The sequence below is a fragment of the Anabaena catenula FACHB-362 genome, from assembly GCF_014698735.1.
GTDB lineage: Bacteria > Cyanobacteriota > Cyanobacteriia > Cyanobacteriales > Nostocaceae > Anabaena > Anabaena variabilis_A.
Window position 1 is genome coordinate 23,798 of the sequence record NZ_JACJTQ010000006.1, and the last position, 25,840, is coordinate 49,637.

The following is a 25,840-nucleotide window of genomic DNA, read 5'->3' on the forward strand; positions in this document are numbered from 1 at the left end:
TCAACTAAAAACTGGATATGATTTTATGATTGAGTGCTTTAACTAATTGCTCATCCTTAATTCATCATCCAGTCTGAAATTTAGTCATTAGCTGGGAAACTATCTGGTTGTGGTGTAACTACGAATGTGAGAACTGTTTCATCTATTCCTTTAAGTTCCAAGGGACTACCTTTAGTAATTTCTTCTTCTTGTAAATAATCAGCAACAGCTGCCGATACCAAAATAGTACCTGGGACAGCAGCAGCCTGCAACCTAGCAGCAATATTCACACTGGGACCAATTGCTGTGTAATCAGCACGTTCTTCACTACCAAACATCCCGACAACGGCTGTACCTTGGTGGATACCACAACGAAACTGCACGCCATTACGCCCGTCAGTCTCGAATATACCTTGTTCTCGCCAGCGCTTGTTTAAATTAATGAGGGCGTTTTGCATTCCTCTGGCTGTACCGATAGCACGACGTACTTGTTCATTTGGTGTGAGTTCTTCGGGCGCTCCATATAAGGCTAATATGGCATCTCCCATAAATTTATCTACAGTACCGCCATTGTTAAAAACAACTTTGGTCATAATTTCTAGATATTCATTCAGTACTTCTGCAACTTTGCGGGATCTGAGAGTATTTGATAATTGGGTGAAACCAACAATGTCACTAAATAAAACTGTCACTAAACGTGGTTCTGGTCGCAAATCTAGGGACAAATTGCCAGATGCGGCTTTCTGCACTAGTGCAGATGGCAAAAAGCGCTTGAGTACTGATTCTGTCAGGTAGGTGTTTAACTCCAAGACGCGTTTTTCATTTTCCTTCAGGGCTAAAAGATTCCTCGCGCCTGCCAAAAGTTCCCGGTCATTGAATGGTTTAGCTAAATAGGCATCAGCACCATTTTCTGTGCCTTCAATACGAGTTTCTTCATCAACCTTGGCTGTGAGTAGAATGATGGGTATACCGCGCATATTATCATCGCCCCTGATCATCTGAATCATTTCTAGTCCAGTCACCAAGGGCATCATTAAGTCTGTGATGATTAAGCTGGGATGAAGTTCTTGTGCTATGTTATACCCTTCATAACCGTTACGAGCAGTAGCTACTTGATAGCTATTTTGGCGGAGTATGGTGGATACATAAGATCGCATATCTGGGTTGTCGTCTACAACCAAGATTAATTGATCAGTTTTTGACTGAGCGGGAAGTTGTCTGTTGGAGTTTAAAATTCCTGGATTAGGTGATAAATCTCTGGTAATAAATTCTAGGTTATCTTCCGTTGATTCTACTTGTTCTACATCAATTAATTCTACAGTGGCGCGGCTGGTATTCAGTTCACCGGGGATGTGTAGTACCTGTTCTGGGGGTAAGTGATCTGCGCCTGTCAACAGCCGTAGGGTAAATTGAGTACCTTGTCCATAGACTGATTGTACTTTAACTTCGCCGCCGTGTAGTTCTACCAATTCTTTGACTAGAGACAAACCTAATCCACTACCTTCATAGGTGCGGTTTTCTGAGCCTTCAGCTTGACGGAAGCGCTCAAATAGATGGGGAATTTGTTCGGGCAGAATGCCAATTCCTGTATCTTGGATTTGCAGTATGCAGGCATTTCCCTCATTGTATAGTCTGACCCTGATTGTGCCTCCATCAGGAGTAAATTTCATGGCATTTGACAAGAGGTTGTAGAGTACTTTGTCAAATTTTTCCAGATCCAAGTAGACTGTGGGACATTCTAGTAAATCGGTAATGACTTGCAGTCCTTTTTTCTCGCAATAGAGACGAAATGATTCGACAATTTGGTTGACAAATTCGATCATATCGCAAGGGCGGAAACTAGGCTGCATTCTCCCAGCATCTAAGCGTTGTAAGTCTAGTAGTTGATTTACCAATCGCAGCAGACGACGAGAATTGCGGAGAGCGATCGCACTTTGGGCGTGGGATAACCCTTCCCCAGATGCTACTGCTGATTCTAATGGCCCTTGAATTAAGGTGATGGGAGTCCGAAATTCATGGGAAATATTTTGAAAAAATTCCGTTTTTTGTCTATCTAGTTGTATGAGGCGTTCAGCTTGTTCACGAGTTTTTTGGTACAAGCGTGACTGTTGTACTGCGATCGCAGCTTGGGCTGCTACTGATTTAGATAATTCAATTTCTGATAGCAGCCACTTGCGAACTTTGTGACCTTCGCGCAAAGTGATACTACCGATACATTGACCATCAATTATTAGGGGAACAACCATCAGCGATCGCGGTCTCATTTTCAATGGTAAATCAAACGCCTGGACATCTGAGGAAGAATGAGTGATGTCAGTGATTACCACTGGTTCTTGTGTCCGCAATATTTCTTGCAAAATCGGATTCTTCCGAATTGGGGCTTGGGAACTAGGTAAGTGCTGAGTAACCGAGCGATGATTGCTGTTGAAGTTATTTTTTCTTAAATTGTTGAATTCTTCAGAACTATCATACAAGCCTACACATTGCACAAATTCATCTTCTTCTGTCCACAGAGACAGCACACAACCATCTACATTTAAAGCTTGTCCCAATTGTTGAGTAATAGCTGCAAATATATCTTGTGGATCTAAGCTAGAACGAATCGCCCTAGTAATTGTATTAATTAAAGCTTCTCGTTTTGCTAAAGCGCCAACTTGCTCATAAGCATAAGCTTGAGACAAGGCCAAGGCTGCCTGATCTGCTACAACTGAAACCAGTTGCACCTCTTCATCTCCCCACATACGGGATTGATAACACTTGTGTAGAGTCAAAACTGCTCTGAGTTCTTGTTGACAAATCAGCGGTACAACTAAGCTAGAGCAGATTTTAGCATCTGTAAACGCCGCTGCGCGATCGCGATCATTTTGGATGCGATCATCTCCAGCTACATCATAAATCACCTGTACTTCACGGGTTTCCCAGACTGTTTGAGCCAAAAGTAACTCAGGAGTGGAGGGCAAAAATTCTTCTATTTCCCCATCTTCCAATCCGTCCTCTTCTTCGTCATCACTGGCAGTTTTTTGATAAATAAATCCTTCAGCCGCTAACTGCTCATCTTGGAAGGGGCGTAAAAGACAAACATCCACCTCTAACATATGCCCCACTGTATCGACTATAGTTTGCAAAATTTGCCTATAGTCCAGGGCGCTGCGAATCGTATTAGTAACTGTATTCAGCAGCGATTCTCGCCGGAGTGTGCGAGTCAGTTCGCGGGTTCTAGTCTTGAGAACATTATGTGTGTCCAAAGCTTGGCGTACCACAGCTTTGAGTTCCTCTGCTTCCCAAGGTTTAGTAACATATTTAAATACTTTGCCAGAGTTAATAGCTTCCACCAAGTCTTCCACATCAGTGTAGCCAGTTAAAATAATTCGGATAATATCTGGATATTGAGTTGCAGTCAGACTCAAAAATTCTGTACCGCTCATCATCGGCATCCGCTGATCTGAGATGATTACTGATATGTCTCCCTCTCTTGCCAGCAGTTCCAGTGCCGCAGGACCTGAGTTAGCCCTCAGCACCTGATACTCGCGATAGAAGCTGCGGTAAAGCAAGTCAAGGTTGTCTGGCTCATCATCGACAACCAAAATTTTCGGCTTACTGTTTGCTTGTGATGTCATGCACCGCTTTCCTGCTGCATCGGCAGTCGGATAAAGAATAATCTGATCAGGTAGAGATATTTCTGAATCAGGTAAGGTTTGAGCATTTCGACCAAGATACTATTGGGCTACATGACTGCCAGATATAGGACTATTCCCTCACGGTAATTGTACTTACTAGCTAGTAATGTTGTTGTAAACTAATGGCACAGTGCAGTTAATTTCATAGTTATTTTCCCTTGATCTAGTAGATTTTGACTCACCAAATCTTCTCTCATGTCTTGTAATAACCTTATTGGATTCCATAAAGCGCTCCTAGATGGAGCCAACATAACCATGATGTATATTAAGTTTGGCCATTGCAGCAGTTGTACTAACACTGGCGGGTCAATTTTATTTATGGTAGTCATGGTAGAGTCATGAATATTACAATAATTGTATTTCCAAGCCAAGTATACAATTAAACAAGTAATAATTTCCAATTTAGCAATCAGAACTAATCACGTAAGTTGCTAGTTAGCCAAACGGTTACTCTTGACAGGAAGACAACAGAGTTGAATCAAGAATTTTCCCTTTTTCCCCATCACCCATGACCAGCCTAAACTAGATGACTAGCAACTTGGGTGAATACTAAGACAGGTGGTGATGTTAGGCTAATTGGGAATTAACGATTGAGTAGCTCTACAGATTCTCTTTCCAGTATCCATTACATAGTACCTATACAACCAGCCTTATTGACTAAAAATGGGGGTAAATACAAACCTGATATTAAGCATATAATAACCGAAGTTGCTAGTTATAACCTTCAGTTAGGCAGATGGGGAGAAATCAATTCAAAAACTCCTGACTTCTAACTTCTGAACTCTTAACTAGGAACTGACGTTAGTACTTGACTAACAAATTAGATAGGTTTTGCTACGCTTATTGGTACTCACCCTAACTAGACCACCGTAAACTAGTTGTTTAATAAAGATACCACTCATTTTTATATTCTCAAATCAAAGATATACATGGATATACATAAACTCTCCTTTACTCAACCCATTAGATTTATGTAATTGAAACGTCTAGCTTCTTTGAGGAGCGCAGCTTACAGAACCATAAACAAAGTTTTACATTTTGTATGATTGCCGATCAATACGGAATTTACCATCTCATGACGAGTTGCTTTTCCCAGCAAATCAATCACGTATCTGAAAATGCAAAGTCAATCAATCCTCAACTAGCTTTTCCAACCTGGTTTTTTACCCCACATCATCAACCGTCAGTTACAGAAGTTCCTATCCCAGCTTTGCGACAACTTCAAATCCGTGCAGCTACATCTGCTGATTTGACTAGTATTGCCCAAATCATTGCTGAAAGCTTTCACTCTCAACAAGGTTTCTGGGGCTGGGCTTTTCCCTTATTACGTTTGGGTATTTACGAAGACTTAAGAAATCGTTTAGCCTCAATATCGCCTCATCACGTTTGTTTAGTCGCTGTTGACACAAGTATGGGGAGTACTAATCAAATATTGGGAACTGTAGAATTGGGTTTGCGTTTTAGTGATTCTTGGGCAAATGCTCACAAGTCTTTTCCTTACTTATCCAATTTAGCTGTCAACCCACAATACCGTAGGCATGGTGTAGCTTCCAGGTTATTGACTAGCTGTGAACAAGTCTGCCAAGAATGGGGATTTCAAGATTTATATCTCCATGTTTTGGAAAATAACCATCAAGCTAGGCAACTTTATTTCAAGCTGGGATATCGTCGGGTGCATAAAGTAGAATCTCTTTGGAATACCTTTTTCCTCAACCCCTCACGCCAGATTTTCTTGCATAAACACCTAATTAAAAAAACTTGGGTGGGAGGATGAGAGGAGTTGTAGTTTGACAAACAGTTAACAAATAAATTTATGAGCCGGTTTACGGCTGTTCTCTGTATCAGCCTCAAAAAGTTGTTAAAAAACTTGGCAATACTTTAATTTTCAACGGTGAAGAAGCATGATGCTCAAATATTTTAGAAATGTTACTATTTATCAAGACTCAGCTACAATTCAAAACCCAAGAACGTATTTTGACGGTTCAACACGCGGGAATATGCCGCCTTGCCTGAAAACATCATGTTTGCTTATGTTTTCCATAGGGAAAACAGGAGGTTACATAGAATTGGTGTAGTTTTGACCAATTCACGTGATGATATTTTCGGTTTTTTAGCTTGGCTATTTTAAATAGAGAAAGATTATATAACACAACGAACCCATAGCTGAACAGTTTTTGGAATCCTCATACTAACTTAGTATTGAAGATTTCATCTTTATAAAAACTTTAAGAAAAGACTCGTACAGTTGAAGACAAATGCACCTTAATCCCATAAAATGTGATTAACAATTGCCAAGCACCGTTGATTTAGTCGGCAATTAAGCTAAATCTTCCCAAAAAAAATCTTGAGAATATAAAGCCAGTCAGAAAAATTGATTTAACTAAACAGATAATTATTGGATATCTAGAAGTGCATAGCCTTAAAACCGTCGTCGAAAATTTGAGAAAAAATGGATAGCGAACAACGCCGACGCTATCAGACCGCTATGGTATCAACTTCTTGCTCTGAAACTGGTTTCGTGGATAAGCTTACCATGGGAGATGGAATTGAGCTATGGCAATGCCCCCCGCAGGCATCGCACAGATCTGACATTCTTGCGTCGCTCCATAGCGGAAAAGTTTTCATAGTTAATAGTCGAAGACGGAATGGGTTAATAGTCTTTAAAGGCTACCATGCAGAGTTCGCTGGGCCGGGAGCAGTAGTAGGTGGGGATTATGATAAAGATTGCCAATGTGTACTACCTATCGGCAATCTGTCGTTGTTAACTCCTGAATCTCATGAAGATCGTCAAAAAGCTTACTTGATTAGGCGACAATGGATTCGCTTGATTAAACAAATTACGGAAAACTCAGTTTCTGGAGAGCGAGTCCAAAAAATTATTGATCAATTTGAACAGTATTTTCCGCCAGAAATAGTTGCTGATCTACCAGATGTAGCCTTTGCTATGTTAGTAGGTGTGCTGCCGCAAACGGTAGCGATAGTGCGTCGTTTGGGCAGTGATGGAGACGGCTATTTTAATTAAGAATAGTTAACCCAGAGTTGCTAAAGCAGTTTGTAATCGGTTTAGGGTATGAGTGTTTTCTGTGGGTGTTCCTACAGTAATTCGCAATCCCCCAGGAAGTAATCTCACAAGAGTTCCTTGATTTCTGAGTGTTTGGTGGAGACGAGTTAAAGCAGTATCTGCTGGGTGAGAAGCATTTGGTTTGAGACGCAGGTAAATAAAGTTAGTCTCGCTGGCTGTAATTTCTAATGCTGGATGTTGCGATAAAGCAGTGATGAGTTTACTTCGTTCACTTAGGGTTTGGGGAATTGACTCCAGCAAAATTTGGCGATTTTGTAAAGCAACTAAGGCAGCAGCAAGGGAAAAACTGGGGAGATTGTAGGGAAGACGGACTTTTTCTAATATAGCGATCGCATCTGGATTCCCTACACAATAGCCAACACGCATAGCTGCTAACCGAAAAGCTTTGGAAAAAGTCCGCAGCACTATCCAATTCGGACGTTGTACTAATTCCCCAACTAAGGTAGTTTGGCTAAATTCAAAGTAAGCTTCATCGATGACTACCAAAATTTCTTCTGGTAGACTTCTTAACCATGCTAATTCAGCCGCAGTTAAGCAATTGGCGGTAGGAGAATTGGGATGAACGACGAAAACTGCCCGAATGGGGGGATTTTGAGTGGCTTCAAGGGCTGATTGTGCTGCTTTTAAGTCTATTTCAAAATTGCTGGCATCTCTATCCACCGTTACCACAGGAATGCCCAGGGTTTGCGCCAAAATCGCATACATGGAAAAAGTGGGGTTGGCAACTAAAATAGAGCCTTCTGAGCCTAAACAGGTGGCAATCAATAAAGAACGGATGAGTTCATCTGAACCATTACCGACGGAAATATTCGCAGCAGTGATAACAGAGGATGAAAGATTAGCTGACTCATTGACATATTCGGCGATCGCATCTTTGAGTGTCTCATGTCCACCATCAGGGTAACGATTGCTTTCAATCACTTGTTGAAAAGTCCATGCCAGCTTTTCTTTAATCTCCACTGGTAAATCGTAAGGACTTTCATTGGTATCCAGCCGATCAAATTGGATGGCGACTGGTTCGGCTGTATCGCTGCTGGGGTGGGGTTTATAGGCAGTAAATTGGGCTAAATCTGAACGAATGAAGGGAAGCATAATTGGTAATTGGTGATTGGTAATTGGTAATTGGTGATTGGTAATTGGTAATTGGTAATTGGTAATTGGTGATTGGTAATTGGTAAAAAGTATTACCCAGTCTCTATTTCCTAATCTCCAATCCCTAGGTGACAAAATGAGTGAATCGCCTGCCAAATTTCGGTGCTGACGTTTCCCAAAGCGTGATCGCTATCTAGTTCTACTAATTTTACCCAAGGACGGGAACTCGCAAATTCACGACTAGCGGTAATGGGAATAACTTCATCTTCTGTACCATGCAGAATCAATGTGGGAATTGAACGTTGGAGATTTTTTTCTAAATATTGGGCAGCATCTGTGACAAAATTGTAACTTAGAGGTAATTCTCGTCCTTCCCCATAGTGATGTACTAAGAAATATTGTTCTTGTTGCCAACGTTTTAAAGCTTCTTCTCCTAACTTAGGCAACCAATGAGATAAAAACCCAAAAGCTGGTGCTAATAAAACTAAGCGTTGCACTTGTGGGTATTTTTCCCCTAAATGAGCAGATGTCAAACCACCTAAACTAGAACCAATCAGGGTTACAGGTGCAGAATCATCACTGAATTCAGCAGCAACTTGATTTACCTGACGGGTAATTGTTAAATGGGAAAAATCGCCGGCATTTAAATCGGGAATTTTCAGCTTGATGTGAATTTGGGTAAAGTGATCGCGGATATCCTGAGCTTTAGTAGATTTAGGGCTGGAAGCAAAGCCGTGAATATAAATAAAAGAATTTAACATATGATAATCAAACCCTTGGGGGAATTACAGCAGAATTCAGGAGTCAGGAGTCAGGAGTAAAACTGGCTTGCTGTCTAGGTTTCAATTTTGATTCTGTACCTCATTGATCTGCAATCTGCTATAAAAATTAAGAATTAAAAATTAAAAATTAACATCCCCATAAATATATTTAGGGGCTTGAAACCCAGTATTCGGGCAGGATTTCACAACTGTTCCCTGTTCCCTATTCCCTCCCCGAAGGACTTGATCTGCTAATGACTAATCCAATCACTCCAACTCCCAGCATAAAGTTTACCTGTAGAAATTCCCGCAATTTCTAAAGACAGTAAATTCACACAAGCAGTAACACCAGAACCACAATAAACTAAAATTTCCTTAGCTGTTTCTAGCTGTTCCCACCTTTGACGCTGTTCTAACTGGGGAAGTAAACAGCCATTCGCGTCGGTGACTTCTTGCCAAGGATAGTTGACAGCACCGGGAATATGACCGGCAATTTTATCAATTGGTTCTCGTTCGCCTCGATAGCGATCGCTCTCTCTTGAATCTACCAAAACTACATCTGGACGATCTTTGCGATTTTTTACATAAGTATAATCTACAACTTTTTGCGCTTGTAATTGCGGGACAAATGTCCCCATTCCAGATTCTGGAATCACTTCAGAAACTGGATAACCAGCTTTTTGCCAGCCAGCAAAACCACCATCTAGAACAGCTACTTGCTCATGTCCTAAATACCGTAATAACCACCATAAACGAGACGCAAACGCAAACCGAGAATCATCATAGGCGACTACCAGAGTTTTTTGGTAATTAACTCCGATTTGCGCTAATTTATCAGCTAAATCATTGATATTAGGTAAAGGATGTCTTCCCCCATGTTCTGCCACAGGACTAGATAAATCTTGATTTAAATCTAAATAATAAGATCCTGCTATGTGACTTTCTTGATATTGCTTTTTTCCCAGTTGCGAATCAGCCAGAGAAAAGCGACAATCGACAATTACAACTTGGGAATCGTTAAGATGTTCAAATAACCATTTGGGAGAAACAACAACTGTGGTAGGAGTCATTAGTTATTAATTTAGTTTAGTATTATGAACAAAATGTCATATTCAGATAATTTTACACCCCAACAAACACAAGATGGTTCTTTTACCTTCTTTTCCGAAGAATTTGACGAGGCTTTTCATAGCCATTATGGAGCTAGACAAGAGAGTTATTTGAAGTTTGCACTTCCTACTCAAGTGCAGAAAGCAGCCGGAAATGGAATAGTCAGGATTTTAGATGTTTGTTATGGTCTAGGATACAACACAGCCGCAGCGTTACAAGTGATTTGGGAAGCAAATCCCATTTGTTATGTTGAAGTCATTGGTTTAGAACTAAATCCAGAAGTCCCAAAAGCAGCCATTAACCAGCGTATATTCTATGATTGGGACTACGAGTTTAGACAAATCTTGACCGAACTAGCTTTTGGTCATCAATCTTATACAGAACGCTTGAAAGCAAAGTTACTCATAGGTGATGCTAGAGAATCAATTCAGCTATTACATCAGTCAGGTTTTCAAGCTGATGCTATTTTTCTCGATCCCTTTTCACCACCGCATTGTCCACAATTATGGACTGTGGAATTTATACAAAAAGTCGCCTTGTGTTTACATCAAAATGGCTTACTAGCGACTTATTCCTGTGCTGCGGCTGTACGCACTGCACTTTTAGCAGCAGGCTTAGTCATAGGTTCTACCACACCCATAGGAAGACAGACACCTGGTACTATAGCCGGATATCCAAGAGATGAGTCGGTGGATAATTGGGAAGATGAGGAGGAAGAAATTCGTCCTATTCCCCCTATTTCAGAAGAGGAAAAAGAACATTTACAAACTCGTGCGGCTATTCCTTACCGTGATCCCCAATTGAGGGATGCTGCGGAAGTTATAATCATGCGACGACAACAAGAACAACAAGCCTCTATTTTAGAAACTAGCTCTCAATGGAAAAAAAGGTGGAGTTAACTGATATGATTTGAGCTTGAATATCAAAATACTAAAAATATTCATCATTGAAATTTACTGATACTTAATTATGGTTGTTGTAGCAATTCTCGCGGCAGGAAAAGGCACAAGAATGAAATCAAACCTGCCTAAAGTTTTACATTCTTTAGGTGGAAAATCTTTAGTTGAGAGAGTTATTGAAAGCGTCGAACCCCTTTCACCTGAACGGAAGCTAGTAATTGTTGGATATCAGTCCCAGGAAGTGAAAACTGCGATGGCGGAAATTCCTGGTTTGGAGTTTGTGGAACAGACTTTACAATTAGGTACAGGTCATGCTATCCAACAATTACTTCCGCATTTGGAAGGTTATACTGGGGATTTGCTGATTTTGAATGGTGATGTACCTTTGTTGCGTACAGAAACTCTGAAAAACCTGTTACAAACCCACCAAGAAAATCAAAATTCCTGTACTATTCTCTCTGCACAGTTATCAAATCCCCAAGGTTACGGAAGAGTTTTTCGTGATAGTAACGGTATTGTGCAGAAAATAGTTGAAGATAAAGATTGCACTTCTAACCAAAGAGAAAATAACCGCGTTAATGCTGGTATTTACTGTTTTCGTTGGCCAGATTTAGCAAAGTTTTTGCCTCATTTAGCAGCAAATAATGCCCAGAAAGAATATTATCTCACAGATGCCGTTACTGAAGTGGGAAAAGTAATGGCTGTAGATGTGGAAGATTACCAAGAAATTTTAGGAATTAATGACAGATTACAATTAGCCACAGCTAACGATATTTTGCAAAGACGCATTAAGGAAAAATGGCTTTTAGCTGGTGTAACGCTAATTGATCCTGCAAGTATTACCATTGATGAAACAGTGGAATTACAACCAGATGTGATTATTGAACCGCAAACGCACCTGCGCGGTAAAACTGTGATTCAGTCAGGTAGTCGCATTGGCCCTGGTAGTTTAATTGAAAATAGCGAATTGGGTCAAAATGTGACTGTGCAGTATTCTGTAGTCACAGATAGCGTTGTACAAGCAGAAACTCGCATTGGTCCCTATGCTCATTTGCGTGGTCATGCTGAGGTGGGTGCTGGTTGTCGAATTGGTAATTTTGTCGAGTTGAAGAATACCCAATTAGGCGATCGCACTAATGTAGCGCATTTATCCTATTTAGGCGATACTACAACCGGAACTCAGGTAAATATTGGTGCGGGGACAATTACCGCAAACTACGACGGAGTAAAGAAACATAGAACTAAAATAGGCGATCGCACCAAAACCGGTTCTAATAGTGTGTTAGTTGCACCTATTACTGTGGGAAATGATGTTTATATTGCCGCAGGTTCCACAGTAACAGAAGACGTAGAAAACGATGCTTTAGTAATTGCGCGAAGTCGTCAGGTAGTTAAACCAGGTTGGCGGAAAAAAACAGAAAATTAATATTTTTTGAGGTGCGTTCCCAACGCACCGCAAATGTCACTATTGAATCCTCAACTCCTGCTAATTGGAAAAGTATTGACAAGCAAGTTTTCAAAATCACTATAGCAAGACGGACGTAACAGAAATAAGTTGCTTTTTTACAGATATTCCACTCTACCCTTCATCTCCTCAAGGGTAGCGACTTCATAAAGCAAGATGAGCATCCGAATGATGTAACCAATTGATTTTGTATCTTTACGACAATAAACAATGCCACTATGATCAATTCCTTGATGATTGAGAATCAGAAAATCATCATCGTGTGTAACTAGCACGCGAGACTGTTCCTTAGCAAAATCCAACTGCACTCTATCACTCTTTGCTAAAAGATTAGCCCCCTGTGTAGTCGTCACGTCAATACCAGCCTGTCTCAAAGCTAAAGCAATATCAGGATCAACATTTTCATCAAGGTGGAATTGAATGCGTTTAGGCATATTTTCTCATGGCATCAAGTTTTTCCTGTAACAGCGAAGGACTGTTGAGACGTTCGGCTTCAGCATAAGTTTCTGCGTCAGTAATTTGCTGGTCAATTTCTTGCCGATGCTCATAGTAAAATGCTATAGCTACATGAACTGATGCTAGTGAAAGCTGATATTTACCGGCAATTTCTTCTAAAGAATGCCCCATGCGGAGATACATAATGGCAACATCTGCGACTGTAATTCTTGTTCCAGTAATACGTGGCTTACCACTACGAATTCCAGGAGTGACTTCAATATAGTTGTCCAAGTTGTTTTCCATAAATGTTTTTATTTAGCAACTAGCCTTAGTTTAACCAACTCCTATACTTGTTGCTGTATTGGTTAATTTTTCACCGTCGGAAGTTTCGTAGAGTGGGATAAGCCACGGGCGGGCAGGACTTGTACTGAGCTTGTCGAAGTATGCCCACCCCACAAACTTTTGTTCGCAAAGCGTTACGTAGCAAAGGTTGACGAACTAGAAATCTTGCAGACACTATAAATTGATTCAAAAATAACCAATTCCCACCTCAAAAAACCTCCGCGAACCTCTGCGCTAACCTCAGCGTCCCTCCGCGTTAAAAAAATCCTCCTCAACAATAACCGATCAACTCGCCATCATTCCATTCCAAAGTATCGCCAATAGTGTCACCATTGTGATAGGCAGCAAGTAAGATTTCGCTGGTTTTACCCCATGATATAGCTCCAGTGGCATCAAGAGCGATCGCACCCAAATCCCGTGCATTCTTACTAGCTTCGGTAAATGAACGCAACATAGCCTCTTGTAAAGACATTCCATCACTAACACGGATGACAATCTTAGCTGCTAAACACTCATCAATGATATCTTCGCCAATGCCAGTACAGCTGACACCAGCATAACTTGTAGCATAATTACCAGCAGGCATAGCGGAATCACTGACTCGCCCAATGCGCTCAAAGCCTTTACCACCAGTGGAAGTACCAGCTGCTAATTTGCCATAGCCATCTAAAGCCACGACACCAATTGTACCCCGTCCCGCATTACAGCTTTCTGCTAGTTCTGGTTCAGCGACTACCCCAGCCATCGTGCTTTTAAAGTTATCCTGGCGTTCTTGTATCCACTCTTGCAAGCGTAAATCAGTTAAACCATTGTAGGTAGGAACTTGCAACTCCCGCGATAACTCCAATGAACCGTGATCAGATAAAACCCGATCTGGGGAGGTTTGTAAAAATTGCGCCAACTCAATCGGGTTTTTTACCCGTGAAACATTAATTACACCACTAAAACGCCCTGATGTACCATCCATCAGCGAAGCACTCATGCGAATTTGCCCATCAGATTGGAGTACCGAACCAGTACCAGCATTAAAACGGGGATTATCTTCCAACATTTGGCAACCGCGCACCACGGCTTCTGAGGCTGTAGCACCTGCTAAGAGCAGAGAATAGACCTCTTCAATTACAGTATAGAGCGATCGCCTTACAGCCTCTATTCCTCCCTTCCCTTGGAGAGAACTACCAGCCCCACCATGAATAATTAATTTAGGTTTTACTTGTAAAGTCATTTAATTGCGTTTGTCTAGTTTTAACTTTGATTCGTTTCATTTTTAGCCTGAGAACGACGACGACGGCAACGTTCAGAGCAATATTTCACTTCGTCCCAACAATCTTCCCATTTTTTGCGCCAACTAAAGGGACGTTGACAGACTACACAGATTTTTTCAGGCAGATTAGATTTAGCAATATTACGTGCCATATTTAGAGTTTGTTGTGAAAGGAAGAGAAGAGGAGACACGGGGATGGGGAGACACGGGGACGCGGAGATTCATTTGTAGCTTGAATTAAGTGAAATGAATTTAATTTTGTCCAACTAAGTCGGTAGGCAGAATAAAACCAAACTGTGTAAAGAAAAGTAAACAAGGCTAAAACCCTTTCTCCCCCTGCACCCTGCACCCTGCCCCCTGCCTTATCCCAACGACAATTTTTAACGCCAAGCTACTTACTTATTAATTAGCACTCCTACTGACTAAGTGGCGAAGTATTTCCTACGGTATTTCCTTCAGAATTGCTAGGTGCTAAAGGCAAAACTAAGCGACTAACTACTCGATGATCTGGTAATTGATATATTTGCAATTCTCCTCCCAACTGCTGGATTAGGTTTTTGCAAATTAGCAGATGCAAACCAGGTGGTTGGTTGAGGTAGGCAGAAGCAAGTATATTCTTGTGTCCATTTTGACTTAACTCTGCTAATAGATGTGGATCAATGATGCCATGATCTGTAATTGACAGTTCCAGCGATCGCTCATCTAACTGGTTACACCAGATATCAACTCTTTCACCAATGGGAGAACGTTTACAGGCAGCCAATAACAACTCGTAGACAACAAATTCTATTTTGACAATATCGCCAGATGTAGCTAAAGGAGATGGATGAGATGCAGTGATCAGCTCTCCGGATAATGAAGAGCTTTTGGGTGATGTAACTCGCTCAGTTGGTTGTGCCAAACCATGTACACCTATCCACATCTGTTGTTGTTTAACTAAATGATCTACTCGTTCAATTGCGCGCTTCAATAAACTGGAAATTGACATCGTTTCCCAACTCATTTGCAACTGCCATTGCTCCTGTTTAATCACTCCGCTCATAGAGTTGGTGATATAGTCTAACTGCCGTAGTAGGAGCTTGTAACGCATTTGAGTCAGTTCATTAGCCGGAATACCTAAATCATGAATCTGAGTCAGCACCTGAGCCGTCATTCTATGGATTTCTTCTAAACGTCGATGTTTGTACCAGTTGAGTTCTCGTAATCCTTCACTATTGGACTCTAAATCTTGGATGATTTGCTGTTGACTTTGCCACCAAGCTAATTGAGAAACAAGCGTTGCGGTAACACTGAGATTAATATCTGACCAAGTTTGTTCTCCATAATTTGCCAGCAATACTATACCTGTAGGTTGAGAATCAACAGTACTACGTAATGCCATCACCCAAACTTGACCCCGATCAGGGACAGTCAACCATTGCCTGGTTGCTGGTGGTAAATCATAGGCTTTGAAAATCACGTAACTATTATGTGCCACTGCCAACTCGATGAGAACATCTCTCTCGATGGAAATAGGAACATTTTCAACAATCCCAAACTGATTATTGGTCATTACCCCTGGGATAATTGTTGCCCATTCTTGACGAGGAGACCAGGATAGAATGACAGCCAGTGGACATTCCAAAACAGTTGCTATGTGTTTTAGGGCTGTTGTCTCCAAAGTCCCACTTTCAGCTGCTATCAGGATGCTAGGGTATTGTTTGAATATCTGGGAAATTTTTTCCTGTTGTTGAGTAATTATATTTAACTGCCAATTACGAACTATGACACCTATTTGCTGGCTGAATAACCACAGCAATTCTTTTTCTTGAGTTGTCCACGAGCGATGAGTTTCGTGAGTAATCAGCAACAGTATTTGCGGCGTATGACCTTGAATACAGCTGGAAATCAAAAGCGATCGCACACCATTCTCTAGTAACTGGGAACGCCAGCCGAACATGGGCAAATCTGCGTCTAAGTTTTCAATCTCTAATGCTTGCGTTGCATTTTGCAACATCTGAAAATCTATGTCTGGGAGAGCGCTAAGTGAAAATCTCCAAGCTCGGCGATTCTTGACTGCACTTTGGTAAAGAACTTGATAAATATTTTGGTTGGGTTGGTACTGTAAAAGTAAAAACTGTGTTGCCCCTAGTCGCTCTATAATGCTTTTGGCGCAAGGGTATAAAATTTCTGGTAGATCTTGTTCTTTATAAATAGCTTGGGTAATTTGTTTAGTCAGTTGGTTGTCTTGTTGAATCTGTCTGATGGTGCTTTCCATGCTGTCGGTGGGAGCAACTAAGGAGAGTAACCCAGCCGCACCTTGGACAAAATTTTTGTCTGCTGGAGTCCAAACTCGCGGTTCAGTACTTTCTACCGCCAGAAAGCCTAGTAGGTCTTTTTGCAAGATAATCGGCGCGGCTAAGAGCGATCGCACCCCTAAGCGTTGCAGCAGTTTACTCTGCACATTGCTGTTGAGAGAACTGCTTGATTCACTCATGCAGACTACTTCATTAACTGCCAAATTGAAATAAACATCACCCAACTCCTGTACTGTTATCCCTGCGGTGGCTGGCTGAGTGCTTAAATTACGACCCATGCTCACCAGCTGACTGCTCATGCGACACCAGAAGTAATGTCTTTCTCGTTCAAACCAGTAAATATTTGTCCGGGAGGGAGAAACAAATTTATAGGTCGCATCGACTACTGTTTCTAGCTTTTTATTAAAATGGCTAAGGGAGCGTAAATTTTCCAGCAGTTTTAATAATTGCTCGCTAGGACTTGGGGTTTGCTCTAGTTGCCAAGTTTTTTCCTTGTAATTAAGTATTACTCCCAGTTCACCTAAAACTATCAACAGTCTTGCTCTGGCTTCTCCCCTCAGTAAATACCCCCATCTAGATGAACCAATTAACACTAACCCCAAACATCTGTCTTTATAGCGAATTGGTAAAATAATTGTTCCCTGGATATTGTATTTTATGGCTACTTCTTGCCATTCTGGGGTGCGGACTTCTTGTTGTAAATTAGCTATGCCTACAGGACGCAGTTCTGTTACTGCTGACTCTAATAAATTCCCTGGATTTAATAAAACTGATCTTTGTAAATAACTTGTGTCACCATCAGGCGTAATACCACCTTTACCATACAACGTTTTATTTGCCTGATTATAAACAGCAATCCAAATCAATTGGTAGTCAAACTGTTCTTGAAGATAAGTAATGGTAGTTTTGATGAGAACGTCAACATTGTCCTCTTCTCTGAGTTTCTGGAGAACTTGGAACAACAACAGGATTTGTTGTTCGGCTGATAGAGGTTGATTTGGCTGCCCCATCTGATCATCTGTTGACATGAGTTGTAGTATTATATTTATGATGTCCAGAGAAAAATTTCGATTAATCTGGCATTTGTTAATAATTGGTAGATGTTAACCTAGTTTGGATATTTATCAAGCAGTAATTAATCCTTTTTTATTCACTTTGGTCAAAACAGATCCAGAGTGGTTACACCAGCAAACTATTCGTACTTTTAGCTGGCTGTCACAAGCAAGCTATCATCCTCCTGTTAGCTGGTTAAATAGCAGTATACGAAGGTCTTTGTGCCTAAATAATACAAGTTTAGAACAAAATCTGTTTGGGCTAAATTTCCCTAATCCTGTAGGTTTGTCCGCTGGTTTTGATAAAGATGGACTAGCGGCGGGAATCTGGTCTAGTTTTGGTTTTGGCTTTGCTGAACTGGGTACTGTCACATATCATGCACAACCTGGAAATCCTCCTCCCCGTTTGTTTCGCTTACCATTAGATAAAGCTGCTCTCAACCGCATGGGCTTTAATAACTCTGGTGCGGCAGCAATGGCAGCTAGATTGGCATCGAGTCAGCAAGAATTAACTCGCTCAGTACCTATAGGCATAAATTTAGGTAAATCTAAGATAACACCCTTGGAACTAGCAGCACAGGATTATCTGGAGAGCTTTCGCTTACTTAAAGATTTGGGTGATTATTTTGTGGTTAATGTGTCTTCTCCCAACACACCGGGATTGCGATCGCTCCAAGATGCTGCCATGCTCAGTCAAATATTGGATGTATTACAAACAGAAAATAATTCACAAAAGCCAGTTTTTGTGAAGATAGCACCAGATTTAGAATGGGAAGCGATCGCTGATATTATTTCCCTCGCTAAAACCTACAAATTAGCCGGGATTATTGCCACTAACACTACAATTAGCCGTGAAGGACTAAAAACTCCAGTAATTGATCAAACTGGTAAATCCCCCCAAGAAGAAGCAGGGGGAATTAGCGGAGCGCCATTGCGGCAACGTTCTACAGAAGTAATTCGCTTTATTTACCAGCAAACCCAAGGAGAAATCCCCATTATTGGCGTAGGGGGCATATTTACCGCTGACGATGCTTGGGAAAAAATCACAGCCGGAGCTTGCCTCATCCAAGTTTATACAGGCTGGATTTATGAAGGCCCAATGATGGTACGCCGCATCCTCACAGGCTTGTTAACCAAATTAGAAGAAAACGGCTTAACCTCCATCAGTCAAGCCATAGGCATTGGTAATAGGTAATGAGTAATAGGTAATTGGGAAGAATCAAATTACCTGCACCCTGCACCCTGCCCCCTGCACCCTGCACCCTGCACCCTGCACCCTGCCTCTTATTCTTCAACAGGGAAAAACTCCTTAGACTTACGAGAATAAGACCAAGCAATTCCATCAGGATCACGGCTGCGACTCCATTCTGGAAAATCAGGGTCATTACGCCGTTTATAAACCGTACTGGAATAAACACTTAGCCTTTTAGCTAGTTCAGATTGAATAAGTGAACCAAAAACTAACTGTTCTGCCAGAGGTTTTTTAACTTCCTCATGGCTAGTTTCGGGTAATAATTCGGTTTCGGTTTGTATTTCCTCTTCCTGGGAAATTATTTCCGGTGGTGCTAAAAAAGAACGAGCAACATTAGTCACCGGTCGAGATGGAAGTTTTTCTACTGGCTCACTACTATCAAGTATATCGCCCAGAATACTGGCAGTTATGAAGTAGTAAGACGGACTCTCCTTTTCAGAATCCAATATACTAGCGCCAAATTCTTTAGATTTACTATCTAAATAGCGTTTTGCCACCGTCCCAGAAAAATCACCCTTGATTGCCAAATCCATCGGTGTAATTTTTCCCTGGTTTTCCCGAATTAACTGATAAAAAAGCGGGTTAACTTGATCACACCACTTTTCCCATTTATATTGCTGCCAAAGGTTTAAGGCTATCAGTAGCCCTAAGATTAGCAGTAAAATTCTCCAGGTATGGACCAAGAAAACAATCAAAAACGATATCGGCAAAATTAGAACGAGAAAACTTTTCCCGTAATTTTCTATGGCTTTTTCACTCATGCTGATTTATGCCAAGTGAATTTTTACAAAATAATATTTATATCTTGGCAAAAATTTGGACATTTGTTTGTATTTTTTGGCAAAAATATCAGCCATTATTCGGCAAAAGCCACTGACATAGGGAAAAAGTGACGCGTGACACCAAGAAAAGATTTTTTTCTATCCCCTTGACAACCAGAAACTCGCGTACTACATTAATACTACAAGCAACATTCCCAAAGGAGTTAGCTTTCACCGTAGCGGATAGCTCAAACGTCAGAGCGCCCACCTTGCCTTTTTAGGCCGACTTATCGAGGGTTATCGTAATCACATTAAATACCCTTGGTTAAAATCCCGGAGATGCAGACCAAATTTCTGCTCCGCTACACCCAAAGCGATTTGAGATTTTGACTTTTTACGTGCGGGAATAGCTCAGTTGGTAGAGCAGTGAACGGGGTAAAACCCATATTCCTTGGTTGACAAACTTGCCTGAAAAGGCCGACTAACTGAGGGTTATCGTTAATTCATTGGTCGCAGGTTCAAATCCTGCTTCTCGCGCCAAAACTCTTACTTTTGATTTTTTTATGTGGTGGGTAGCCAAGTGGTAAGGCATTTCATTTTATATCCTTATTCACAACCTTGCCTGCAAAGGCCGATGACTTGAGGGTTATCGAGACATTCGCAGGTTCAAATCCTGCTCCACCACCCAAAACAATTTTAGATTTTGAATTTTTCTGTAGTGGGTGGCGAAATTGGTAAACGCACCAGAGTAAATCCTTAATTTACTTTCCTTGCCTAAACAGGCCGAAAAGTTGAGGGTTATCGGGTTCTGGCGATGAAAATCTTGCAGGTATGCCTTCGGCACGCTACGCGAACAACTCCTGTCTCACTACACCAAACCTCTATTCAATCTAAAATCCAAAATTCATCATGTGGCAGGTAGTTCAGCGGCCTAGAACACCTAAAACATCCTTTTTCATACCTTGCCTGAAAAGGCCGACGAATGAGGGTTATCGCCTTCCACGCGGGAGATCGCAGGTATGCCTCCGGCACGCTACGCGAACAAATCCTGCCCTGCCACCTTATCTTAAATTGCCTGAAAAGGCCGGGAGAAGAAGCCATGAATTACAACTTCTTTACTAACAAGAAAACAGCTACACCTCAAAATCAGCCTATTCCCGGACGGGAAACTGAGATGATCAAAGGACGTAGTGGCGGCTATATGTTCGATGCTGGTATTTGGAAAATGCTGCGTCGATGTCTATTGATAGGCACAGCAAAAAGCACGTACTACGCTGGTAAACAGGAATTAACAGAAGATTTTGCTAATGTTGTCACCCAAGCCGTTGCGGAAAATCCTGGCCGGGTAGCCGAAGAAATTATCTATGCTAGTGATGGACGTGCCATTAACAACAGTGCGCCTATTCTCGCTTTGGTATTGCTATCAATGGGTGAAACTCCAGAAGCTAAAAAAGCATTCGGTGAAATTTTCCCCCAAGTTGTTCGTACTGGTAGTCACTTTTATGAATGGTTGAACTACACCAAATCTCTACGGGGTTTTGGTAAAGTTATCCGAGAAGCCGGTAAAACTTGGCTTTCACGGGAAGATGTCAAAGGTTTGGCTTACCAACTTTTGAAATATCAACAACGTCAAGGTTTTACTCACCGTGATGCTTTGCGGTTGTTCCACGTCAACCCACCTACAGAAAATCACCGTCAATTATTTGAGTGGGTTGTCAAAGGTTGGGAAGAGTTACCAGCAGATATTCCCTCAGATGCTTTAGCGCAGATTTGGTGGTATGAATGGCTAAAGCGCAACCCTAGCGAAACTCACACAGCTATTTCTCAAGGACGCTTAACCCATGAAATGGCTGCACCTGTGGGACAAATGGATAAGCAAGCTTGGAATTTACTATTTCAAGAAATGCCCATTGGCGCAATGTTGCGAAATTTAGGTTCTTTGACTCAATTGGATGTATTGCGGGCTGATGAAACCGCTAATTTGCAGCGTGTGGAAGCAGTTCTCAATAACCAAGAATATCTGCGAAAAGGTCGAATTCATCCCATTGATGTTTTGAAAGCCCTCAAAACCTATCAGTCTGGAGGTAGTTTAGGACGTAGCCAAAAAACTTGGAAACCTGTTTCCCGCATTGTGGATATTTTAGAAAAGGCGGTGGAACTTTCTTTTGAAGTGGTAGAACCGACGGGGAAAGTGTTTATGCACGCCGTAGACATTTCTGGTTCTATGGCTAGCTTGGTTGCAGATATGGGTTTGAGTTGTTGTGAAATCGCCACGACAATGGCGTTAGTGACAGCAAAAGCTGAAAAAAACTATGAGATTCGCGGTTTTTCAACTCAGTTTAAAGATTTAGAAATTACTGCGAAGGATAGTTTTAGTTCTGCGGTTCGCAAAGCTAGTAACCAAAACTTTGGCGGAACTGATGCTTCTGTCGCTTATGACTGGATGATTGCAAATAAGTTTAAGGCTGATGTTGTCTGCTTTTGGACTGACTCGGAAAGCTGGGCTGGTAATAAGCATCCTAGTCAGGCTTTGAAGGAATACCGCAAAAAGGTAAATCCTAATGTCAAGGCTGTTTATGTGACTTTGACACCTTACCAGATTTCTTTGGTAGATCCTCAAGATCCTTTGTCTTGGGATTTAGCAGGGTTTGATCCGAGTATTCCGCGCATCATCCAGATGTTAGCTAATGATGATTTATAAAGTTGTGCTGTAGATTGTCTGATAAGGGGTAAATATAATTTTATCCTTTGTCTTTCTTGGCGGGTTTTCCCTTGTTCGCAACTTGCCTTTTAGGCCGATGAATTTAGGGTTATCGGATAACGTCTCCACCATATTCGGGGATTAGCGGGTTCAAATCCCGCACCCGCCATTTTTAAGGATTTTGTCTCACGCAGAGGCGCAGAGTCGCTGAGATTAAAGTGAGAATTGATTAGTTAATTACTGTCTTTGGTCAACTTAAATCCACAGATCTTTTTAAATTTTTTAAATTTTTATACTTAAGCTAATCAACAAGATTTTTGTATTTATTTATGTGCTACAAAATAAGGTATAAAGCTTTTGAGTTTTAGGAGCAGCCATGTACGTGCTAGTTGGTGGAGCAGGCTTAGTAGGGCTTTCTTTGGCTCAAAAATTGGTAGAACTAGGGCATACTGTGGCCATCATTGATATTGATCCTACTGCGTGCCGTTATGCCCGTGAACAAGTAGGAGCGATGGCTTTTGAAGGCAGTGCTGTGAGTACAGAAGTTTTGTTAGAAGCTGGGATTCGTAAAGCCGATGCCTTGGCAGCTGTCCTCAGAAGTGATGCCTTAAATCTAGCAATGGTAACTCTTGCTAAACACTACGGTGCTGCCCATATCCTGTCTCGGCTGCGCCATTCTGATTTTGCTGAACCACTGCGTTTGGCAGGAGCTAACCATGTAATTAGTACTGTTGAACTATCAGTTGCAACGATGGTAAATGCCATTGAATATCCCCAGGTAGAATCAATGATGCATTTTGAGCAGGGGCAGATTGAGGTTTTAAAAATTTCTATTCCCAACAGTTGCTATGTAGCCAATCGTAGCGTTGCTGAAATTGCTCAAGATTCTAAGTTTCCCACTGGCTCTCTAATTATTGCCTATCAACCTCACCCCCACGAAGATTTGATGATTCCCAATGGTAGTACAGTACTAGAACCTGGTTCGACTGTGTTGATTGTGACTAAGCCAGGATCTTTACATCAAGTTATTGATTTTATCGAAGGCTGTAAATAGTTTTAATGAAACTGCATCCATATTTTTATTTAGCAATTGCTGTTATTGTTCTGACTTCTTGTAAATCAAGGGAGATTTCACCAAAGTCACAATCCAGTACTAGTGGGTCTACCACATCTCAAAAAATAGTGACACTGGATAAAAATTTCAAGGCAGCAATGAGTCAAATCATTTATGTTCCAGTCTATTCCCATATCTATCATTACAATCGCCAAGCAATTTTTAATTTAGCGGTGACGCTGAGTATTCGTAATACAGATTTGACAAATCCAATCATCATTACCTCTGTTCGCTACTATGACTCAGATGGAAAATTAATTAAGAAGTATTTAGAGCGTCCTATTCAACTTGATGCACTAGCATCAAGTGATTTTTTCGTAAATAAAAACGACATCAGTGGAGGTTTAGGGGCAAACTTTATTGTAGAGTGGGTAGCCCAAACAGAGATTTCTGAGCCTGTAGTAGAAGCAGTCATGATTGGTACTGATTTTCAGCAAGGAATTTCTTTTGTCAGTCCTGGTAAAGTCATTAAAAGTCAGGAGTCAGGAGTCAGGAGTCAGGAGTCAGAATAAATGCAACCTGCAAGAACATTTGAAGATTTAATAGTTTGGCAAAAAGCACATCAATTTGTGTTAGGAGTATATCAATTAACTGCGGATTTTCCTAAATCAGAAATATATGGACTAACTTCTCAGTTTAGACGCGCATCAGTTTCCATTCCGGCAAATATTGCAGAAGGATTTAAGAAAAAAGGAGATTTAGATAAATTAATATTTATGAATATTGCACAAGCTTCTCTAGAAGAATGTAGATACTATCTTATTCTCACACAAGATTTAGGATACGCTAATACATCAGAATTAATGTTGAAACTGCAAGAAGTTAGTAGATTATTAGATAGTTATGTAAAAGCTATGCTCAATAATTCTAACTCATAATTCCTTAATTCTAATTCTTTCTACCTCCTGACTCCTGACTCCTGAATTCTTACATTAAAAGTCAAAATAACTATAAAGGTTCATTGTCGAAATAGGTATCTTGAAAAGTGATCAATCATCATCAAGTTGGAGGAGTTGTTCATCAATAGATTGTATCCGTCCGCTTACAGTTACTTCTGAAAGAATTCGCTTACGCAGTGCTTCGTTAAGGACTCCTTTTTCTGCTAACAGCAAACGGCGACGAATAGCATCCAATTTGCTTAGATCACTACTCTTGTCATCAGACTTGTCAAAACGGCGATTATAGTAGTCTCGCAGAGCCTTTTCTGCTTTAGCCACTCGTATCTGATAAGCCGAACGCATTTCTTCATAGACGGATTTTGGTAATACCCCTGACTTCAACAAGCTATCTAATTCATCCTGTGCTGCTTTACCTGTCATTAGTTGAGCTTGCAATTCTTCAACCTGCTGCTGAGTCTCGGAAAATTTAGATAATTTTAAGCGTTTTACTAGCCAAGGCAAGCTTAAACCCTGTCCTACTAATGACACCAGTACACTGCCAAAGACTAAAGCAATGAGAACTTCTCGTCCCGGCAGCGTACTAGGTAAGCTCAATGCCAGAGCCATAGAAAGTGAACCCTTGATGTTGCCTAAAAAGAGTAAATGTTGCCAGCGCAGAGGAATTGGGCGGTCAAACCAACGAACTGCTGTCAGTAGTGGATAGACAGTAAGAATTCTTCCGACTTGATAAGCCAAAACAGCAAGTAGAATTGCAGGTAAAGTCGTCCAGAGTGTGATTAGGTTTATTTCTACACCAATCAGCAGAAAAATAAAGGTGTTGACAGTAAAACTGGCATATTCCCAGAAACTAAACAAGGTAATGCGACTGGAAGCAGTAGTATTGCCAGACAGTCCAAAATTTCCAAAAATTAATCCAGCTATAACAACAGCTACAGCACCTGATACACCCAGAAATTGACCAACCTGAAAAGTTCCTAATGCAACTGCAACCGTCAGTAAGAGACTGCCTAAGGGATCATCTAAACGAGAAAATATAGGTATGCTCAAGTAGCCTAAGACTAAACCTACGAGGCAGCCCCCTACGGAGATAAATAGTAGTTGTTGGATTCCTTCTAATAAGGTCAGTGAACCTGTTGAATATACTTGCAAAATCAGGTTGAATGAAACTAAGGCAGCGGCATCGTTGAATAGGGTTTCTCCTTCAACAATGCTAGAAAGCCGGGAGGGTACTGGTATGTCCTTAAAGACAGCAATCATGGAAACTGTATCAGTGTTTGCTAGAATTACCCCTACAAATAGAGCAGGTATCCAAGTTAGTCCCAGCCCAAATTTCAACAGGACGGCAATAATAACACTGGAAAGTACAGCCCCTGGGCCTGCCAGAAGGGCAATTGGTTTAAACGTACTGCGTAGACGGCTGATGTCGGTATTAATCCCAGCGTCAAAGATGAGAATTGGCAGGAAAAGATTCAAAACCAAGGAAGGATCTAAACCTATGGGACGAGATAATAGCTCAGTGATTGGCAAACCTGCCAAGACTAAACCTGTGATATAAGGGACTCCCAGCCGGCGAGATACCAAAGCTACACCAGTGGCAACGAGCAAGAGAATAATGGAAATCTTGACTAATTCGGTAATATTCACTATGGATACTG

General features: G+C 41.2%; 20 protein-coding genes and 3 tRNA genes. 12 read left to right on the forward strand and 11 right to left on the reverse strand.

What is annotated here, in order from left to right; genetic code table 11:
- Positions 1-80: 80 nt before the first annotated feature.
- Positions 81-3,596, reverse strand: coding sequence for a response regulator (locus H6G68_RS06315; RefSeq protein ID WP_190905875.1), 3,516 nt, complete (start codon positions 3,594-3,596; stop codon positions 81-83).
- A gap of 1,135 nt (positions 3,597-4,731) precedes the next feature.
- Here H6G68_RS06315 and H6G68_RS06320 point away from each other — a divergent pair.
- Positions 4,732-5,430, forward strand: coding sequence for a GNAT family N-acetyltransferase (locus tag H6G68_RS06320; protein ID WP_190905876.1), 699 nt, complete (start codon positions 4,732-4,734; stop codon positions 5,428-5,430).
- Between the two features lie 675 nt (positions 5,431-6,105).
- Positions 6,106-6,678 carry a hypothetical protein gene (locus H6G68_RS06325; protein ID WP_127054047.1) on the forward strand — a complete coding sequence of 191 codons (573 nt, stop codon included), beginning with the start codon at positions 6,106-6,108 and terminating at the stop codon, positions 6,676-6,678.
- Between the two features lie 6 nt (positions 6,679-6,684).
- On the opposite strand, the gene H6G68_RS06330 is transcribed toward H6G68_RS06325, so the two are convergent.
- From H6G68_RS06330 to H6G68_RS06340, 3 genes are all read right to left on the reverse strand, one after another.
- Entirely contained in the window at positions 6,685-7,830 is a 1,146-nt protein-coding gene (locus tag H6G68_RS06330; RefSeq protein WP_190905977.1) for a histidinol-phosphate transaminase, read from the reverse strand.
- 110 nt (positions 7,831-7,940) lie between these two features.
- Positions 7,941-8,591 carry a YqiA/YcfP family alpha/beta fold hydrolase gene (locus tag H6G68_RS06335; protein WP_190905877.1) on the reverse strand — a complete coding sequence of 217 codons (651 nt, stop codon included), beginning with the start codon at positions 8,589-8,591 and terminating at the stop codon, positions 7,941-7,943.
- Between the two features lie 251 nt (positions 8,592-8,842).
- A complete protein-coding gene (locus H6G68_RS06340) occupies positions 8,843-9,661 on the reverse strand; it encodes a sulfurtransferase (protein ID WP_190905878.1) in 819 nt (272 codons plus the stop codon).
- A gap of 33 nt (positions 9,662-9,694) precedes the next feature.
- Between H6G68_RS06340 and H6G68_RS06345 the strand changes: the two genes are divergently transcribed.
- Entirely contained in the window at positions 9,695-10,600 is a 906-nt protein-coding gene (locus tag H6G68_RS06345) for a tRNA (5-methylaminomethyl-2-thiouridine)(34)-methyltransferase MnmD (protein ID WP_190905879.1), read from the forward strand.
- 70 nt (positions 10,601-10,670) lie between these two features.
- Complete coding sequence (gene glmU / locus H6G68_RS06350) at positions 10,671-12,026, forward strand: bifunctional UDP-N-acetylglucosamine diphosphorylase/glucosamine-1-phosphate N-acetyltransferase GlmU (protein ID WP_190905880.1); 1,356 nt, start codon at positions 10,671-10,673, stop codon at positions 12,024-12,026.
- A 137-nt stretch (positions 12,027-12,163) separates the two neighbouring features.
- On the opposite strand, the gene H6G68_RS06355 is transcribed toward glmU, so the two are convergent.
- From H6G68_RS06355 to H6G68_RS06375, 5 genes are all read right to left on the reverse strand, one after another.
- Positions 12,164-12,499, reverse strand: a complete 336-nt coding sequence (locus tag H6G68_RS06355; RefSeq protein ID WP_190905881.1) for a DUF5615 family PIN-like protein — start codon at positions 12,497-12,499, stop codon at positions 12,164-12,166.
- Positions 12,492-12,806, reverse strand: coding sequence for a DUF433 domain-containing protein (locus H6G68_RS06360; protein WP_190905882.1), 315 nt, complete (start codon positions 12,804-12,806; stop codon positions 12,492-12,494). Before H6G68_RS06360 ends, H6G68_RS06355 begins: the two co-directional genes overlap by 8 nt.
- A 310-nt stretch (positions 12,807-13,116) precedes the next feature.
- Positions 13,117-14,070, reverse strand: coding sequence for an isoaspartyl peptidase/L-asparaginase (locus tag H6G68_RS06365; RefSeq protein ID WP_190905883.1), 954 nt, complete (start codon positions 14,068-14,070; stop codon positions 13,117-13,119).
- A gap of 20 nt (positions 14,071-14,090) precedes the next feature.
- Positions 14,091-14,261, reverse strand: coding sequence for a DUF2256 domain-containing protein (locus tag H6G68_RS06370; RefSeq protein WP_127054053.1), 171 nt, complete (start codon positions 14,259-14,261; stop codon positions 14,091-14,093).
- A 263-nt stretch (positions 14,262-14,524) separates the two neighbouring features.
- Positions 14,525-17,434: a sensor histidine kinase gene (locus H6G68_RS06375; RefSeq protein WP_242045160.1), complete on the reverse strand. Its 2,910-nt coding sequence runs from the start codon at positions 17,432-17,434 to the stop codon at positions 14,525-14,527.
- Positions 17,435-17,519: 85 nt separating this feature from the next.
- On the opposite strand from H6G68_RS06375, the gene H6G68_RS06380 reads away from it, so the two are divergent.
- Complete coding sequence (locus tag H6G68_RS06380) at positions 17,520-18,653, forward strand: quinone-dependent dihydroorotate dehydrogenase (RefSeq protein WP_190905884.1); 1,134 nt, start codon at positions 17,520-17,522, stop codon at positions 18,651-18,653.
- Positions 18,654-18,742: 89 nt separating this feature from the next.
- Here the strand turns inward: H6G68_RS06380 and H6G68_RS06385 are convergent, their stop codons facing one another.
- On the reverse strand, positions 18,743-19,471 hold the full coding sequence (locus H6G68_RS06385; protein ID WP_190905885.1) for a hypothetical protein: 729 nt from the start codon (positions 19,469-19,471) through the stop codon (positions 18,743-18,745).
- 400 nt (positions 19,472-19,871) lie between these two features.
- Here H6G68_RS06385 and H6G68_RS06390 point away from each other — a divergent pair.
- The 7 genes from H6G68_RS06390 to H6G68_RS06420 all read left to right on the forward strand — a co-directional run bounded on the left by H6G68_RS06390 (position 19,872) and on the right by H6G68_RS06420 (position 24,164).
- Positions 19,872-20,011 (forward strand) — tRNA-OTHER (locus H6G68_RS06390).
- A 26-nt stretch (positions 20,012-20,037) separates the two neighbouring features.
- Positions 20,038-20,159, forward strand: a tRNA-OTHER gene (locus H6G68_RS06395).
- A gap of 224 nt (positions 20,160-20,383) precedes the next feature.
- A tRNA-OTHER gene (locus H6G68_RS06400) sits at positions 20,384-20,531 on the forward strand.
- 39 nt (positions 20,532-20,570) lie between these two features.
- Positions 20,571-22,172 carry a TROVE domain-containing protein gene (locus tag H6G68_RS06405; RefSeq protein WP_190905886.1) on the forward strand — a complete coding sequence of 534 codons (1,602 nt, stop codon included), beginning with the start codon at positions 20,571-20,573 and terminating at the stop codon, positions 22,170-22,172.
- 376 nt (positions 22,173-22,548) lie between these two features.
- On the forward strand, positions 22,549-23,226 hold the full coding sequence (locus tag H6G68_RS06410; RefSeq protein WP_190905887.1) for a potassium channel family protein: 678 nt from the start codon (positions 22,549-22,551) through the stop codon (positions 23,224-23,226).
- A 5-nt stretch (positions 23,227-23,231) separates the two neighbouring features.
- Positions 23,232-23,798, forward strand: a complete 567-nt coding sequence (locus tag H6G68_RS06415) for a DUF3124 domain-containing protein (RefSeq protein WP_190905888.1) — start codon at positions 23,232-23,234, stop codon at positions 23,796-23,798.
- Entirely contained in the window at positions 23,799-24,164 is a 366-nt protein-coding gene (locus H6G68_RS06420; protein WP_190905889.1) for a four helix bundle protein, read from the forward strand.
- A gap of 111 nt (positions 24,165-24,275) precedes the next feature.
- Here H6G68_RS06420 and H6G68_RS06425 read toward each other — a convergent pair whose 3' ends face one another.
- Positions 24,276-25,829: a cation:proton antiporter domain-containing protein gene (locus H6G68_RS06425; RefSeq protein WP_190905890.1), complete on the reverse strand. Its 1,554-nt coding sequence runs from the start codon at positions 25,827-25,829 to the stop codon at positions 24,276-24,278.
- Between the last annotated feature and the right edge of the window lie 11 nt (positions 25,830-25,840).

Bases quoted from the DNA above. Each gene is read 5' to 3' on its own strand.
- H6G68_RS06315 (WP_190905875.1), bottom strand. From the start codon at position 3,596: ATGACATCACAAGCAAACAGTAAGCCGAAAATTTTGGTTGTCGATGAT.
- H6G68_RS06320 (WP_190905876.1), top strand. From the start codon at position 4,732: ATGACGAGTTGCTTTTCCCAGCAAATCAATCACGTATCTGAAAATGCA.
- H6G68_RS06325 (WP_127054047.1), top strand. From the start codon at position 6,106: ATGGATAGCGAACAACGCCGACGCTATCAGACCGCTATGGTATCAACT.
- H6G68_RS06330 (WP_190905977.1), bottom strand. From the start codon at position 7,830: ATGCTTCCCTTCATTCGTTCAGATTTAGCCCAATTTACTGCCTATAAA.
- H6G68_RS06335 (WP_190905877.1), bottom strand. From the start codon at position 8,591: ATGTTAAATTCTTTTATTTATATTCACGGCTTTGCTTCCAGCCCTAAA.
- H6G68_RS06340 (WP_190905878.1), bottom strand. From the start codon at position 9,661: ATGACTCCTACCACAGTTGTTGTTTCTCCCAAATGGTTATTTGAACAT.
- H6G68_RS06345 (WP_190905879.1), top strand. From the start codon at position 9,695: ATGTCATATTCAGATAATTTTACACCCCAACAAACACAAGATGGTTCT.
- glmU (WP_190905880.1), top strand. From the start codon at position 10,671: ATGGTTGTTGTAGCAATTCTCGCGGCAGGAAAAGGCACAAGAATGAAA.
- H6G68_RS06355 (WP_190905881.1), bottom strand. From the start codon at position 12,499: ATGCCTAAACGCATTCAATTCCACCTTGATGAAAATGTTGATCCTGAT.
- H6G68_RS06360 (WP_190905882.1), bottom strand. From the start codon at position 12,806: ATGGAAAACAACTTGGACAACTATATTGAAGTCACTCCTGGAATTCGT.
- H6G68_RS06365 (WP_190905883.1), bottom strand. From the start codon at position 14,070: ATGACTTTACAAGTAAAACCTAAATTAATTATTCATGGTGGGGCTGGT.
- H6G68_RS06370 (WP_127054053.1), bottom strand. From the start codon at position 14,261: ATGGCACGTAATATTGCTAAATCTAATCTGCCTGAAAAAATCTGTGTA.
- H6G68_RS06375 (WP_242045160.1), bottom strand. From the start codon at position 17,434: ATGTCAACAGATGATCAGATGGGGCAGCCAAATCAACCTCTATCAGCC.
- H6G68_RS06385 (WP_190905885.1), bottom strand. From the start codon at position 19,471: ATGAGTGAAAAAGCCATAGAAAATTACGGGAAAAGTTTTCTCGTTCTA.
- H6G68_RS06405 (WP_190905886.1), top strand. From the start codon at position 20,571: ATGAATTACAACTTCTTTACTAACAAGAAAACAGCTACACCTCAAAAT.
- H6G68_RS06410 (WP_190905887.1), top strand. From the start codon at position 22,549: ATGTACGTGCTAGTTGGTGGAGCAGGCTTAGTAGGGCTTTCTTTGGCT.
- H6G68_RS06415 (WP_190905888.1), top strand. From the start codon at position 23,232: ATGAAACTGCATCCATATTTTTATTTAGCAATTGCTGTTATTGTTCTG.
- H6G68_RS06420 (WP_190905889.1), top strand. From the start codon at position 23,799: ATGCAACCTGCAAGAACATTTGAAGATTTAATAGTTTGGCAAAAAGCA.